The organism is Pseudoflavonifractor intestinihominis, from assembly GCF_040096055.1.
GTDB classification, from domain to species: domain Bacteria; phylum Bacillota; class Clostridia; order Oscillospirales; family Oscillospiraceae; genus Pseudoflavonifractor; species Pseudoflavonifractor intestinihominis.
Genome location: NZ_JBBMFK010000002.1, coordinates 1 through 15096, shown reverse-complemented (window position 1 = coordinate 15096; position 15096 = coordinate 1). Strand labels below are relative to the sequence as shown.

The window sequence follows — 15096 nt, the reverse complement described above, 5'->3', positions numbered from 1 at the left end:
AGCACTATGGCGGAGACCGCCGGTTTGAGACAGAGCGGGAATATGATCGGCAGGCGAAGCTGAGATGTTCGGATATATTCGCCCCTGCCGGGAGGAACTGAAGGTCCGGGAGCTGGAGAACTACCAGGCCATGTACTGCGGACTGTGCCAGGTCATGGGCAAGCGCTGCGGCTTTACAGCGCGGATGCTCCTGAATTACGATTTTACCTTTCTGGCCATGCTGCTCTCGCCGCCAGATCCCAGGCCGTCCACCTGCATGCGCCGCTGTCCGGCCAAGCTTTTCCTGCGGAAGAAGTGCACCTGCGCGTCCGGCCCGTGGCTGGAGGCGGCGGCGGATGAGAGCGTGATCCTCAGCTACTGGAAGGTGCAGGACAGCATGGCCGACGGCGGCTTCTGGGAGCGGCTGGGCGCCGGGGCGCTGTCCCTGCTGCTCCGGCGGGGATACCGCCGGGCGGCGGCGGCACGGCCGGAGTTCGACCGGGAGGTCCGGCTTCAGCTGGAGACGCTGCACCGGCTGGAGGAGGAACGCGCACCCTCGTTGGACCGGACGGCGGACACCTTTGCCCGGATTCTCCGCGCCGCGGCTCCCAAGACGGGAAATGAGACAGAGGACCGGGCGCTGGAACAGCTGCTCTACCATGTGGGCCGCTGGATCTATCTGGTGGACGCGTGGGACGATCTGCGGGAGGACGTGGCCGCCGGAAGATATAACCCCATCCACGCCCGCTTCGGCGGCCGGGAGGAAGAGGAACAGGATTACCTGCGCACCACGCTGCTCCACTCCCGCAATCTGGCGCTCTCGGCCTTTGCCCTTTTGGACCGGGGCTGCTGGGGGCCGGTACTGGGCAATATCCTGTATATGGGGATGCCCATGGTGGAGGAACTGGTGTTCCGCGGCTGCTGGAAGGAAATGAAGCGCCAGGCGGTTTTGGGAATTGGGCCGGGCAGCACCCGGCAGAACTAGAGGTCAACGATTGAGAACAGGAGACAGAGACACATGAGCGATCCGTACAGCGTACTTGGAGTATCTCCCAACGCCAGCGACGAGGAGATCAAGAAGGCATACCGCGAACTGGCCCGGAAATACCATCCGGACAACTACCAGAACAACCCTCTGGCCGACCTGGCGGAGGAGAAGATGAAGGAAGTCAACGAGGCCTACGACGCCATCAACAAGATGCGCAGCGGCGGCGGATACAGCGGCGGGAGCTATGGCGGCAGCGCCTATCAGCAGAGCGGAAGCTATGGCTACGGCTACCAGCAGCAGCGCCAGTCCTCCTCCGCAGGGACCCTTTACAGCCGGGTGCGGCAGGCCATCAACGCCGGGGATGTTGACACCGCCGAGCGCCTGCTCCGGGAAGCGCCTGCGCAGGACGCGGAGTGGCACTTTCTCTCCGGCTGCATCGCCTACCGCCGCGGCTGGTTGGACGAGGCCCGGCAGCAGTACCAGATTGCCTGCAATGCCGACCCGGGCAACATGGAGTATCGCCAGGCGCTGAATATGATGCAGCAGGGCGGACAGGCCTACCGCCCCTATGGGAATACCGGCATGGGCATGGACGCCTGTGACTGCTGTACTACGCTGATGTGCATGCAGTGCCTGTGCGGGGGCTGCAACTGAGATGGGGCGGCGAAATACGGGGGCGGGTCGGGTGGCGCTGGTGGGCGTTCTGGCGGCCCTTTCACTGGTGATCCTGCTGCTGGCGTCCGTCTCTCCGTCGGGGCGGATGGGCATTGTGGCGGTAGCCGGACTGGTCAACGCCGCGGCCGTGATCTCCGGCGGTCTCCACGCAGGATTTTTGTGCTGGGCCGTGGCCGGGATATTGGGTCTGATCCTCTCGCCCGACAAGGGGAACGTCCTGCTCTACCTGGTCTTTTTCGGCCTGTATCCCATGGTGAAGAGCCTGATCGAACAGATGAGGAAGGCGCCGCTGGAGTGGCTGTGCAAGCTGGCGTTTTTCAATGTTGTACTGACATTCTGCTGGTTTGTGCTGCGTGACGCGCTGCTGGCCGGGCTTCCCGCCGTGTTTGAGCAGCTGTGGGTGCTCTATGTGGGCGGGAACGTGGTGTTCCTGATCTATGACTACGGCTTCTCCAAACTGGTGATGCTCTACGCCGCCCGGATCGACAGGGCAATAAGGCGGAGATAAAGGGTTTTCAAAACGGGAAAAATCTGATATAATATATTGCTAAACAATCGAAAGAAGGGAAGCGAGCCCTTTGGTGAAGAGCATGACCGGCTATGGAAAAGGTGAGGCGGCGCTCCACGGGCGTACCATCACGGTGGAAGTCCGCTCCGTCAACAACCGCTATCTCGACTGCACCATCAAGCTGCCCAGGATCTATGTCTTTGCAGAGGACGCCATCAAGGCCCGGGTGCAGAAGAGCATCTCCCGGGGCAAGGTGGACGTCTTTGTGACCATCGGACAGTCCGAGGGGGGCGACGTGTCCATTACCCTGAACAAAGGCGTGGCGGACGGCTACTACGCCGCGCTGTGCCAGATGCGGGATACTTACGGCCTGCGGGATGATATCTCGGTCTCGCTGCTCTCCCGGTTCCAGGATGTGTTCCTGGTGGAGAAGAGCCAGGAGGACCTGGAGGCGGTGGCCGCCGATATCTGCGCCGTACTGGATATGGCGCTGGCTGATTTTGACGCCATGCGTACCCGTGAGGGCGGCAAGCTGGAGGAGGACATCCGCAGCCGGGCCGTCACCATCGGCAATCTGACCTCCCTGGTGGAGGAACGTGCCCCCGGCATTGTGGCGGACTACCGGGCCCGGCTGGAGGCCAAGATGGCCGAGGTGCTCCAGAATACCCAGATCGACGAGAGCCGCATCCTCACCGAGGCCGCCATTTTTGCGGACAAGGTGGCGGTAGATGAGGAGACGGTCCGCCTGCGCAGCCATCTGGACCAGCTGTCCCATATGCTGGACCAGGGCGGCGCCATCGGCCGCAAACTGGACTTCCTGATCCAGGAGTTCAACCGGGAGGCCAATACCATTGGCTCCAAGTGCAACGATATTGAGACTGCCCGCCATGTGGTGGATATCAAAGCGGAGATCGAGAAGATCCGCGAACAGGTCCAGAACATCGAGTAAGGAGGCGGAGCGCAGTGAAGCTCATCAATATCGGATTTGGCAACATGGTCTCCGCCGGGCGGCTCATTGCCATTGTGAGTCCGGAGTCCGCGCCCATCAAGCGCATGATCCAGGAGGCGAGAGACAGAGGCATGCTGATCGACGCCACCTACGGCCGCAGAACCCGCGCCGTTCTGATTATGGACAGCGACCATATCGTCCTCTCGGCCATTCAGCCGGAGACCGTGGCGGGCCGCCTGAGCGGCAAGGACGCACCGGACCCGGTAACCGAGGAGGAGGATGCGGAATGATAAAAAAGAAGAAGACCCGCGGCCAGCTGATCGTGCTCTCCGGACCTTCCGGCGTGGGAAAGAGCACTGTGATTGCCGAGCTCCTGGGAGAGCGGAAGGACATCTATTTTTCCGTCTCTTTTACTACCCGCAGCCCCCGCGTGGGTGAGGCAGACGGCGTAAACTACAACTTCGTCAGCCGAGAGGAGTTCGAGCGGATGATTTCTGCCGACGAGCTGCTGGAGTACGCTCAGTATGTGGGCAACTACTACGGCACCTCCCTGAAGGTCATCCAGGACAAGCTGGCCGCCGGGATCGATGTGCTGCTGGATATCGAAGTCCAGGGCGCGGCCAAGGTGCGCAGAAAGTGCCCGGAGGCCGTGCTGATCTTCATCATCCCTCCCTCCTTTGAGGAGCTCTCCCGCCGGCTCCACGGCCGGGCCACCGACAACGAGGACGTCATTGCCGGCCGGCTCCAGAAGGCGCGGGAGGAGTACCGGCAGATTCCCAACTACGACTACCTGGTGGTCAACGACAAGGTCTCCACCGCGGCGGCGGAGATTATCTCCATCCTGACGGCGGAGGACTGCCGGACCCGGAACCGTCTGGCCCTGGTGGACGGAATTTGACAGCCCAAGGCTGTTTTGCCACGATGCGCACCGCCCTGCTCCGGCGGGCGCGGCCCAAAGAAAGGAACGATGCTTTATGATGCTGAAACCTGCAATGAACGAACTTCTTGCCCAGATCCCCAGCCGCTACATGCTGGTGAACGTGGTGGCCCAGCGTGCCCGCCAGATCGCCAGCGAGGCGGAGGAGGAGGGCATCTCCCTGGAGGACAAGCCGGTCTCCCTGGCCCTGCGGGAAGTGGCCGAGGGCAAGTGCATTCCTCACGCTGAGGATGAGGAGTAAACGAAACACAGATTTCTGCGGAAGGCAAGTGAGAGGGCGGCAGCGCCTGTCACTTGCCTTTTGCGGGATAGTTGGACAAGTCTCATCACCGGAGGGAGCAGCGGCGTGGAACAGGTCATTCTGGCAAAAGTAGCCCTCAGTGCGGCCACCTTTGCGATCGACAAGCCCTACGATTATCTCCTTCCGGACGAGTTGCGCGAGAGTGCCGCGCCCGGTATGCGGGTCCTGGTGCCGTTTGGGGCGGGAAACCGCCGGATCGAGGGCATTATCCTGGCGCTGAGCCGGGGACAGCCTGCCCCGCGTCTGAAAGCGGTCATCGCTCTGCTGGACGATACCCCTGTGCTGGACAGCGAGAGCATCCAGCTGGCCCTGTGGATGCGGGAGCGGTACTTCTGTACTGTGTATGATGCGGCCCGGGCCATGCTCCCGGCGGGGCTGTACTTCTCCCTCCAGGACCAGTACCGCATTGCCAAGGGAGTGGACAAGGAGGCGGCCTATGAGGCCGCCGGCCGGTCCGACCATGCGCGGCGGATTTTGGATCTGGCCTACGCCTGCGGCGGCACCGCCGAGATGGGCCAGATCCGGGCGGCGTTTGGCACCAAGGACCCAAATCCGGCCCTGAAGCAGCTGACGGAGCGGGGCGTCCTGACTCTGGAGACCAGCGCATCCCGGGGCGTGGGGGACAAGACCGAGCAGGTGGTGTCCCTGGCCGTCCCGCCGGAGGAGGCGCTGGCTCTGGTGGCCCCCAAGCGGAAGACAGCGCCTTTGCGCTACGCGGTGGTAGAGCTGCTGTCGGCTGTGGGGCAGGCCTCTTCCAAGGAGATCTGTTACTTTACCGGCGCGTCGGCCGCCACGCTGCGGTCTCTGGTAAAGAGCGGCCTCGCTGTGATGGAGAAGCGGGAGGTGTTCCGCCGGGCGGCGCCGGAGCAGACCGAGCCTGCGCAGCCGGTGGTGCTTAACGAGGAGCAGGCGGCGGCTTTTGAGGGAATTGACCGGCTGTGTGGGGCCGGGAAGTCCGCCGCCGCCCTGCTCTACGGCGTGACCGGCAGCGGCAAGACCCAGGTCTATATCCGCCTCATTGAGGAGACGCTCAAGCGGGGGAGAGGGGCCATGGTGCTGGTGCCTGAGATTGCCCTGACGCCCCAGCTGTTGCACATCTTCACCTCCCACTTCGGCGACGCTATCGCCGTGCTCCACAGCTCTCTGCGGGCCGGGGAGCGGTACGACGAGTGGAAGCGGGTGCGCTCCGGGAAGGCCAGAGTGGTCATCGGCACCCGGTCGGCGGTGTTCGCACCGCTGCAAAACCTGGGACTCATCGTGCTGGATGAAGAGCAGGAGTACACCTATAAATCGGAAAATGTCCCCCGGTACCACGCCCGGGACGTGGCCAAGTTCCGCTGTGCCCGCAGCAACGCGGTGCTGTTGTTGGGCTCTGCCACCCCCTCTGTGGAGAGCATGTATCTGGCGAAAACCGGGGTTTATCATCTGTTCACCTTACGCAGCCGGTACAACACCCGGGCCCTGCCTCAGGTCCAGATCGTGGACATGAAGCGGGAGCTGCGCGGTGGAAACGGCTCCGACATCAGCCAGCAGCTCCGGGAAGAGCTGAAGGCCAATCTGGACCGGGGAGAGCAGAGCATCCTCTTTCTCAACCGCCGCGGCAACAGCCGGATGGCCGCCTGCGGCGAGTGCGGCGAGGTGCCGTCCTGTCCCCGGTGCTCGGCCTACCTGACCTATCACTCGGCCAATGGGCGGCTGATGTGCCACTACTGCGGCCATTCAGAGCGGCTGCCGGATGCCTGTCCCCACTGCGGCGGAGCATTCCACTTCATCGGCAGCGGTACCCAGAAGGTGCAGGAGGAGCTGGAGGAACTGTTTCCCGGTACCGAGGTCATGCGGATGGATACGGACACCGTGTCCGCCGTGCAGTCCCACGAGAAGCTGCTCGCCCGCTTTGAGAAGGAGAAGGTGCCCATTCTGGTGGGCACCCAGATGGTGGCCAAGGGTCTGGACTTTGAAAATGTCACCCTGGTAGGGGTCATCTCAGCGGATCTCTCTCTGTATGTGGACGACTACCGGGCGGGGGAGCGGACTTTTTCCCTCCTGACCCAGGTGGTGGGCCGGGCAGGCCGGGGGGAGAAGACCGGCCGGGCCATCATCCAGACCTTTACGCCGGAAAACGAGGTCATCGCCACCGCCGCCGCCCAGGACTACGACACCTTCTATCAGCAGGAGATCACCATGCGCCGTCTGCGGGGCTGCCCGCCCTTTCGGGACCTGTTCGTGCTCACCGCCTCCGGAACGGAGGAGAGCCGGGTGCTGCGGATGTGCGTCCGGCTGCGCCGTACACTGGAGAGCTGGTTTGCCGACCCGGCCTATCAGGGGCTGGACGTCCAGCTGTTGGGGCCGGCGCCTGCCTCGGTGGCCAAGGTAAACAACCGGTACCGTTACCGGCTAACCATATCGGGACACAATTCCAAGACCATGCGCGCCCTGGTGGCGGCGCTGCTCTGCGCCGCACACAGCGATAAGGAAATGAAAGGGGTGTCCGTGTTTGCGGACGTAAACCCCATGGATTAAGGAGGAACATAACATGGCACTTCGTACCATTATTACAAAAGGCGATCCGGTGCTGACGAAGAAGGCCCACCCGGTCACCAATTTCGATCACAAGCTGGCTATCCTGCTGGACGATATGGTGGAGACCCTGCGGGACTCCGGCGGCGTGGGCCTGGCTGCCCCTCAGATCGGGATTCTCCGCCGGGTGGTGGTGGTCATCAATGGAGAGGACCAGGTCATTGAGCTGGTAAACCCCGAGATTGTGGCCACCGAGGGGGAGCAGGTGGGCTTTGAGGGCTGCCTGTCCGTACCCGGCCGCTGGGGCAAGGTGACGCGCCCCATGAAGGCCAAGGTGCGGGCACAGAACCGGAAGGGCGAGTGGTTTGAGGTGGAGGACGAGGGCCTGACCGCCCGCTGCTTCTGCCACGAGCTGGACCACCTGGAGGGCCACCTGTTCACGGAGCTGACCGACAAGCTCTATACCTCCGAGGAACTGGAGGAGCTGATGGAGCAGGAGGGTCAGGCGTGAGGATTCTCTTCATGGGCACCCCCGAATTTGCCGTCCCCTCGCTGGAGGCCCTGGTGGCCGCCGGGCATGAGGTCTGCGGGGTGTTCTCCCAGCCGGACAAGCCGGTGGGACGGCATCAAAACAAGCTCCAGCCAACACCTGTAAAGGAATGCGCCCTCACATATAATATCCCTGTGTTCCAGCCTGTGAAGATGCGGGACGGTACCGCCCTGGCCCAGATCCAGGCCCTGGCGCCCGAGCTGATCGTGGTGGCGGCCTACGGCAGGATCTTGCCCGACGAGATCCTGGCCTGCCCGCCCAAGGGGTGCATCAACGTCCACTCGTCCCTGCTGCCTAAGTACCGGGGGGCGGCGCCCATCAACTGGGCGGTGCTCAACGGGGATACAGTGTCCGGCGTGACTATCATGCACATGGCCACCGAGCTGGACGCGGGGGACATCATCTCCCAGGAGTCCACAGAAATCGGTCCCAATGAGACTGCGGAAGAGCTGTACCGCCGTCTGTCCATTCTGGGTGCCGACCTTCTGGTCCAGACGGTCAGCGCTATAGAGGTGGGCATCGACCAGCGGACGCCTCAGAACGGAGCGGAGGCCACCCTGGCCCCCATGCTGGGCAAGGAGCTCTCCCCCATGGACTGGAGCCGCACCGCCCACGCGCTCCACTGTCAGGTCCGGGGCCTGCTGCCCTGGCCGGTGGCGTCCACGGACAGGCTGACCGGGGAGACCATCAAGGTCTACCGCACGGAGGAGACCGGGGCCAAGACCCAGGCACAGCCCGGCACCGTTCTGGCCGCCGGGAAGCAGGGCATCGACGTGGCCTGCGGTGAGGGGACTGTGCTCCGCATCACCGAGCTCCAGGCCCCCGGCAAAAAGCGGATGAAGGCGGCGGACTATCTGCTGGGCCACCCCATTGCCGTCCAGCCTCAGAGCTGATTTTTCAAAAGTACAGCGGCATAATGGACGAACTGCCGCATAAAGACAGAGAGAAAGAGGGGAACACCCATGTCAAGCACCGACCAAACTGCCCGGGAGACCGCGCTGCTGGCGCTGTCTGCCTGTGAGCGGCAGGGGGCCTGGTCCGACGGGTTCCTGAAAAAAACACTGCGGGAGGCCGGGCTGGACAGCCGGGACGCGGCCCTGGCCACACGGCTGTGCTTCGGGGTGCTTCAGAACCGGATGCTGCTGGACTTCTATATCGGAAAATTCTCCACCACCCGGCCGGAGAAGATGGAGATCAAGGTGCGCAATGCCCTTCGTCTGGGCGTCTATCAGATGGCCTTTATGACCAAGATCCCCCACAATGCGGCGGTGAACGAGTCGGTGGAGCTGACCAAGAAGCACTGCAAGAATCCCCGGGCTGCGGGTATGGTCAACGGTGTGCTCCGAAACGTGTCCCGGAACATCGACCGCCTGCCGGTGATCGAGAGCGACAGCCGGGAGGAGTACCTGTCCATCCGGTATAGTCACCCCCTGTGGCTGGTGCGGGAATTCACCGATCTGCTGGGCAGCGAGGAGGCGGAGGCCCTGCTGGAGACGGACAACGGCCAGCCTCCCATTACCGCCCAGATCAACACCTGCCGGACCACCATGGAGCAGACCCTGGATCGCCTGGCGGAAGCCGGCGTGGAGGCCCAGCCCCACCCCTGGCTGCCCAACTGTCTGGTGCTGTCCGGGACGGGAAACCTGGAGCACCTCACCGCCTTTCGGGAGGGGCTGTTCTATATCCAGGACCCGGCTGCCCGCCTGGCTGTGGAGGTCGCGGACCCCAGGCCGGGAATGAAGGTACTGGATGCCTGCGCCGCCCCCGGCGGCAAGACCTTTGCCGCCGCCATCCGGATGGAGGGCCAGGGGGAGATCCAGTCCTGCGACATCCACGCCCACAAGGAGAAGCTGATCCAGGCGGGCGCGGAGCGGCTGGGCTTCACCTGCATCAAGACCGCCGTGATGGACGGAAAAAAGCACCGTCCGGCCTTTGAAAATGCCTTTGATGTGGTGATGGCCGACGTGCCCTGCTCCGGACTGGGTATCATCCGCAAGAAGCCGGATATCCGCTACAAGGACCCGGAGCCGCTGGCAGGACTGCCGGCGGTGCAGAGCGCCATTCTGGACAATGTGGCCACTTATGTGAAGCCGGGCGGCGTGCTGCTCTACGCGACGTGCACGCTGCTTGAGCGGGAAAACGGCGACGTAGTGCAGGGATTCCTTGACAGGAATCAAGACTTTACACTTGAGAAATTTCAATTGCCGGAGCCTCTTGGAAGGGCGGAGAACGGCATGTTCACCTTCTGGCCCCAGCGCCACGGGACTGACGGCTTCTTTGTTGCGAAGCTGAGAAAAAAGACCTGAGCGGCGGCAGCCGGTTCGAGGAGCGACGAAGTAATGACAGATATCAAATCCATGAATCAGGCGGAGATGGCCGACTATTTCCGGGCGCTGGGAGAGCCGGCCTTCCGGGCCAAGCAGGTGTTCCAGTGGCTCCACCGGGGCGCCGTCTCCTTCGATGATATGACCAACCTGTCCAAGGGCCTGCGGGAGAAGCTGAGCGCCAGCTGCTATATCACAGTCCCTGTGGTGGAACGCAAGCAGGTCTCCGCCCAGGACGGGACCATAAAATATCTCTGGCGGCTGCGGGATGGAAACTGTATTGAAACTGTTTTGATGCGCTACCACCATGGGAATACTGTGTGCATCTCTTCTCAGGTGGGCTGCCGGATGGGCTGCGCCTTCTGCGCATCCACGCTGGGCGGCAAGGTAAGAAACTTGACACCTTCTGAAATGCTGGACCAGGTGCTCTTTACTCAGCTGGATTCCGGGGTGCCCATCTCCAACATCGTACTGATGGGCATCGGTGAGCCGCTGGACAACTTCGACACAGTCATGCGCTTTCTGGAGCTGGTGAATCACCCAGACGGACTCAATATCGGCATGCGCCATATCTCCCTGTCTACCTGCGGCCTGGTCGAAAAAATTGACAAACTGGCCGATCTTCGGTTACAATTGACGTTGTCCGTCTCTCTGCACGCGCCGGACGACGAGACCCGTTCCCGTATTATGCCGGTAAACAAGTCCGTGGGTGTGGAGCGATTGTTCGACACCTGCCGCCGGTATTTTGATAAGACGGGACGGCGCATCTCCTATGAGTACGCCATGATTGACGGCGTCAACGACTCGGACTGGCAGGCGGATCTGCTGGCCAAGCACCTGAAAGGGACGCCGGGACATGTGAACCTGATCCCGCTCAACGAGGTAAAGGAGAGCCCGCTGAAGCCCAGCCGCAGGGTGGAGGCGTTCCAGAAGCGGCTGGAGCACTACGGGATTACAGTCACGGTGCGGCGCAAGCTGGGCGGGGACATTGATGCGTCCTGCGGCCAGCTGCGCAGAAAGGCCATGCAGGAGAGCTGAGAGAAGGTGCCGTCCGTGCGGAGGGCGGCAGAGAGAAAACTGTCCGCAGAGAAGAGGCAATCGACATGATAAAAGCGTGGGGCATCACAGATCGTGGTGCCGTCAGACATCAGAATCAGGATGCCTATTACCTGGACGTTCCGGACGAAGGTCTGGCACTGGCGGTTGTCTGTGACGGAATGGGCGGCGCCAAGGCGGGCAATGTGGCCAGCACACTGGCAGTAGACACCTTTGTGGAGGCCCTGCGCAGCGGCAATATTGACGCCCAGGGGCCTGATGAGGCACTTGCCCGGGCGGCAGAGCTGGCCAATACCGCGGTGTTCCAACGTGCGGGCAGCGATCCGGCCTGTCAGGGCATGGGCACCACCATGGTGGCGGTGCTGGTGACCGGCCAGGGGGCCCACATCCTCAACATCGGGGACAGCAGGTGCTATCTTGCCACCGAAGAGGGGATCTACCGGGTGACCCGGGATCACTCTGTGGTGGAGGATTTGGTCCAGAAGGGCAGGATCACGCCGGAAGAGGCCCGGCTCCACCCCCGCAAGAACCTGATCACCCGGGCCCTGGGCGCGGAGGAACAGGTGAGGGCCGATCTGTACTACCTGGATCTGAGGGAAGGGAGTTGCCTGCTGCTGTGCTCTGACGGACTGTCCAATATTGTCACCGACCAGGAGATCCTCTACGAGATCATCCACGGCGGAGAGAAAGCGGACTGCTGCCGCCGGCTGCTGGATATTGCCATGTCCCGTGGCGCGCCGGACAATGTAACGGCAGTGCTGCTCCAGACGTGACGCACTGTGCCGCACTCTTGTGCGGCGGATGCCGGCTGTCGGGCAGAACGGACAGCGCCGCGGCTCGCTGACCCTATACGCAGCCGCACGAAAATCCGGCCATTCTCACCTGATGTGAACAAGGCCCCCGAGGAGGAGATTTACCATGGATCAATACATAGGTAAATTACTCGATAACCGATATGAAATCCTGGAGCGCATCGGCTCCGGCGGTATGGCGGTGGTATACAAGGCCCGCTGCCACCGGCTCAACCGGCTGGTCGCCATCAAGATTCTGAAGAGCGATCTGGCCCAGGATGCCGAGTTCCGCCGCCGGTTCCACGATGAGTCCCAGGCTGTCGCCATGCTGTCCCATCCCAATATCGTGGCGGTGTACGACGTCTCCCACTCCGATGACCTGGACTATATCGTCATGGAGCTGATCGACGGCATTACCCTCAAGCAGTACATGCAGAAGAAAGGGGAGCCGCTGAACTGGCGGGAGGCCCTGCACTTCATCACCCAGATCATGAAGGGCCTCTCCCACGCCCACAGCAGGGGCATCATCCACCGGGACATCAAGCCGCACAATATCATGGTGCTGCGGGACGGCAGTGTAAAGGTGGCCGATTTCGGCATTGCCCGCCTTGCCTCTGCGGCCCAGAATACCCTGACCCAGGAGGCTCTGGGCTCGGTCCACTATATCTCGCCCGAGCAGGCCAGAGGCAGCTATATCGATGCCCGCAGCGACATCTACTCCGCCGGCGTGGTGCTCTATGAGATGCTGACCGGTCGGCTGCCCTACGAGGGCGATTCGCCTATCTCGGTGGCCATCCAGCACATCAACTCCATCCCGCTTTCCCCCCGGGAGATCAATCCGGATATCCCCGAGGCGCTGGAGGAGATCACCATGAAGGCCATGGCCTCCAACGTGGACCAGCGCTATATCTCTGCCGACGCCATGCTGGCGGATCTGGAGGAGTTCCGGAAAAACCCCAGCATCAACTTTGACTACGGGGACGTGGACCTGCTGGACAGCAATGACGAACCCACCCAGATACGCAAGGCCGGGGATACGTTCCACGGCTCCGGCAGCGCCGCAGCGGCCCGCCAGACGACCGGTAACGTCCAGAGCCGGGGCAGCGACGGAGCCGAGCATCCGCGCCGCCGGAAGAGCCGAGACGATGAGTATGACGACAGGTATGACGATTACGACGAGCGCCGTGGCAGGTCGGACCGGGGCAGCCCCATTCCGGTCATTCTGGCCGTGGGCGCCATCATCATCTTCCTGGCGGGAATCGGATACTTCTTGTGGGTCTCTTTCCTGGGCCCGCTGCTCAACCCGGATATTCCGCTCTATAGTACTCCCAGTGTGGTGGGTATGACCCTGGAAGAAGCCCAGAATAGCAGCACTATATTGGAAAATGGCTTTACAGTAGAACTGGAAAAAACAGTGGAAAGTGACGAGTACCCGGAAGGGGAGATCATGGACCAAAGCCCCAAGGCGGATACTCAGGTCCAGTCCGGCGAGCGTACCATCAAGGTGACCGTCAGCGGCGGCAGCTCCTCTGACATCAAGATGGGCGACTATGAGAACAAAAAGCTGGATGAGGTCAAGACTCTGCTGGAGAGCAAGGGGCTTGTGGTAAAGGTAGAGGAACAGGCCTCGGAAGAGGTCACGAAGGACTATATCATCTCCCAGCAGCCCGAGGAGGGGACCGCACTCAAGGCAGGCGACGAGGTTACCCTGGTTGTGAGTACAGGGCCAGACCTTGAGCCCATTGCCATGATTGATCTGCGGGGCCAGACCTTGGAGCAGGCCAAGAAGTGGCTGGAGAAGATGGATCTGATTCTGGGGACACCCGTGGAGGTCTATGACGACGTTCAGCCCGCTGGCTATGTGGTCAGCCAGGACAAGGACCCCAACACCGAGGTCCTGCCCAAGACCATTGTGAACCTGACGGTCAGTAAGGGGCCGGACCCCAACGCCGGGGCCACAGAGTCCCCTGAACCCTCGGAGAGCGAAGAGCCCACCACGCCCCCCACGGAGAGCCAGGCGCCCAGCACCTCTCCGTCTCCCTCCCAGCCCACAGTGCAGAAGACCATCCGCATCGAGCTGCCCTCTGACCGTGCGCTGGTCCATGTGGTGGTGACGGTGAACGGTCAGACCCAGTACGACGACACCGTGGACACTGTGTTCCGGGTGATTACGCCGCCCCTCAGCGCGCCGGAAGGCACCATGCAGGCGGAGGTGTGTGTCTACCTGGACGACCAGCTCCAGAGTACGACCTATATTGATTTTGTCAAATGAGTGAAGGAATTATCTTAAAAGCCCTCAGCGGCTTCTATTACGTGGACGACGGCAGCGGCGCCCCTCCTACGGCCTGCCGGGCCAGAGGCCGCTTCCGCCACGCCAGAATTTCGCCCCTTGTGGGGGACCGCGTACAGTTTACCAAACTTCCGGACGGCAGCGGCTCGGTGGATGAGATCCTGCCCCGCCGCAATCAGTTCCAGCGGCCGGCGGTGGCCAATATTGACCAGATGGTGATCATCGCCTCCGGCGCCATTCCGGTGACCGACCCGTTCCTGATCGACCGCATGATCTCCCTGGCAGCCTGGAAGGGATGCAGCAGCATTGTGTGCCTCAACAAATGCGACCTGGACGCCGCCCAGTCTCTCTACCAGATCTATCGGTCCGCCGGATTTCCCACGCTGCGGGTCAGCGCTGAGACGGGGGAGGGAATCGATGCCCTTGCGGAGATGATCGCAGGGAAAGTATCTGCCTTTACCGGAAACTCGGGTGTGGGAAAATCCAGCATTCTCAACGCGCTGGAGCCCGGCTTCGGTCTTCCGGTGGGAGCGGTCAGCGACAAGCTGGGGCGCGGCCGGCACACCACCCGGCACGTGGAACTGTTCCGGTTGAAGAACGGCGCCATTGTGGCGGATACACCGGGTTTCTCCTCCTTTGACACGGAGCAGATGGAGGGCTGCCGGAAAGAGGACCTGGCGGCTACCTTCCAGGAATTTGCCCCCTACCTTGACCAGTGCCAGTTCACAGGCTGTGCACATGTGAAGGAAAAGGGCTGTGCCGTGCTTGCGGCCCTGAAAGAGGGAAAGATTGCGCCCAGCAGACACGCAAGCTATGTCCGTCTCTACGAGGAGGCGGCCCAGCGTAAAGACTGGGAGGACAAAAAGCGCGGGGTATAAAGAGAAAACGAGAAAAAGCGGGGTCTCCGGCAGCACGCCGGAGACCCCGCTTTTAACATGGTGTGGCATTTTGCATGCCAGACCATCCAGCTTGGGATGGCCCCTGTATTTACGGATCACAGGCTCATATACCTGTGCAGTCTCCTGATCCATTTGATTCTACATGGAAAAAACAGGAGCTTAATAAGGATTTCGCTTTTATTTTCCTCAAATGACCTGTTTGGGTCAAAAATCTATGAAAAATTTTGAAAAATCCCCACTTATCCATTGACAAGGTTGTTTTCGGTAAAATGAAAATGTAGCAAATGGTACTCAAAAAGTGAGCACCCCAATGGCAAATAAAAAGAGCCATT

16 protein-coding genes are annotated in these 15096 nt (G+C 61.8%); 15 read left to right on the top strand and 1 reads right to left on the bottom strand.

Annotated features, from left to right (window positions below; translation table 11 throughout):
- The first annotated feature begins 64 nt into the window (after nucleotides 1-64).
- The 15 genes from WMO64_RS01390 to rsgA all read left to right on the top strand — a co-directional run bounded on the left by WMO64_RS01390 (nucleotide 65) and on the right by rsgA (nucleotide 14743).
- Nucleotides 65-964 (top strand): DUF5685 family protein, encoded by a 900-nt coding sequence (locus WMO64_RS01390; protein ID WP_349230760.1) that lies wholly within the window; start codon nucleotides 65-67, stop codon nucleotides 962-964.
- Between the two features lie 33 nt (nucleotides 965-997).
- A complete protein-coding gene (locus tag WMO64_RS01385; protein WP_294519243.1) occupies nucleotides 998-1621 on the top strand; it encodes a J domain-containing protein in 624 nt (207 codons plus the stop codon).
- Between the two features lie 31 nt (nucleotides 1622-1652).
- Complete coding sequence (locus WMO64_RS01380; RefSeq protein WP_349230759.1) at nucleotides 1653-2150, top strand: hypothetical protein; 498 nt, start codon at nucleotides 1653-1655, stop codon at nucleotides 2148-2150.
- A gap of 82 nt (nucleotides 2151-2232) precedes the next feature.
- On the top strand, nucleotides 2233-3099 hold the full coding sequence (locus tag WMO64_RS01375) for a YicC/YloC family endoribonuclease (protein ID WP_294519289.1): 867 nt from the start codon (nucleotides 2233-2235) through the stop codon (nucleotides 3097-3099).
- A gap of 14 nt (nucleotides 3100-3113) precedes the next feature.
- Nucleotides 3114-3389, top strand: coding sequence for an extracellular matrix/biofilm regulator RemA (gene remA / locus WMO64_RS01370; protein ID WP_349230758.1), 276 nt, complete (start codon nucleotides 3114-3116; stop codon nucleotides 3387-3389).
- Nucleotides 3386-3997, top strand: coding sequence for a guanylate kinase (gene gmk, locus WMO64_RS01365; RefSeq protein ID WP_349230757.1), 612 nt, complete (start codon nucleotides 3386-3388; stop codon nucleotides 3995-3997). Before remA ends, gmk begins: the two co-directional genes overlap by 4 nt.
- A gap of 76 nt (nucleotides 3998-4073) precedes the next feature.
- Nucleotides 4074-4277, top strand: a complete 204-nt coding sequence (rpoZ, locus tag WMO64_RS01360) for a DNA-directed RNA polymerase subunit omega (RefSeq protein ID WP_294519254.1) — start codon at nucleotides 4074-4076, stop codon at nucleotides 4275-4277.
- 105 nt (nucleotides 4278-4382) lie between these two features.
- Nucleotides 4383-6857, top strand: coding sequence for a primosomal protein N' (gene priA / locus WMO64_RS01355; RefSeq protein ID WP_294519257.1), 2475 nt, complete (start codon nucleotides 4383-4385; stop codon nucleotides 6855-6857).
- Between the two features lie 13 nt (nucleotides 6858-6870).
- Nucleotides 6871-7365, top strand: a complete 495-nt coding sequence (gene def, locus WMO64_RS01350; protein ID WP_294519260.1) for a peptide deformylase — start codon at nucleotides 6871-6873, stop codon at nucleotides 7363-7365.
- On the top strand, nucleotides 7362-8297 hold the full coding sequence (gene fmt, locus WMO64_RS01345) for a methionyl-tRNA formyltransferase (protein ID WP_294519263.1): 936 nt from the start codon (nucleotides 7362-7364) through the stop codon (nucleotides 8295-8297). The genes def and fmt overlap by 4 nt, the downstream gene beginning before the upstream one ends.
- Nucleotides 8298-8366: 69 nt before the next feature.
- Nucleotides 8367-9710 carry a 16S rRNA (cytosine(967)-C(5))-methyltransferase RsmB gene (gene rsmB / locus WMO64_RS01340; protein ID WP_349230756.1) on the top strand — a complete coding sequence of 448 codons (1344 nt, stop codon included), beginning with the start codon at nucleotides 8367-8369 and terminating at the stop codon, nucleotides 9708-9710.
- Nucleotides 9711-9743: 33 nt separating this feature from the next.
- The gene (rlmN, locus tag WMO64_RS01335; protein WP_294519269.1) at nucleotides 9744-10766 is read left to right on the top strand and encodes a dual-specificity RNA methyltransferase RlmN; all 1023 of its coding nucleotides are present in this window, start codon (nucleotides 9744-9746) and stop codon (nucleotides 10764-10766) included.
- A gap of 65 nt (nucleotides 10767-10831) precedes the next feature.
- Nucleotides 10832-11557: a Stp1/IreP family PP2C-type Ser/Thr phosphatase gene (locus WMO64_RS01330; protein WP_294519273.1), complete on the top strand. Its 726-nt coding sequence runs from the start codon at nucleotides 10832-10834 to the stop codon at nucleotides 11555-11557.
- A gap of 145 nt (nucleotides 11558-11702) precedes the next feature.
- Nucleotides 11703-13847, top strand: coding sequence for a Stk1 family PASTA domain-containing Ser/Thr kinase (pknB, locus tag WMO64_RS01325; protein WP_349230755.1), 2145 nt, complete (start codon nucleotides 11703-11705; stop codon nucleotides 13845-13847).
- Nucleotides 13844-14743, top strand: a complete 900-nt coding sequence (gene rsgA / locus WMO64_RS01320) for a ribosome small subunit-dependent GTPase A (protein ID WP_349230754.1) — start codon at nucleotides 13844-13846, stop codon at nucleotides 14741-14743. Before pknB ends, rsgA begins: the two co-directional genes overlap by 4 nt.
- Nucleotides 14744-14867: 124 nt before the next feature.
- Here rsgA and WMO64_RS01315 read toward each other — a convergent pair.
- A partial coding sequence (locus WMO64_RS01315) for a hypothetical protein (protein ID WP_349230753.1) occupies nucleotides 14868-15096 on the bottom strand: 229 nt, incomplete at its 5' end.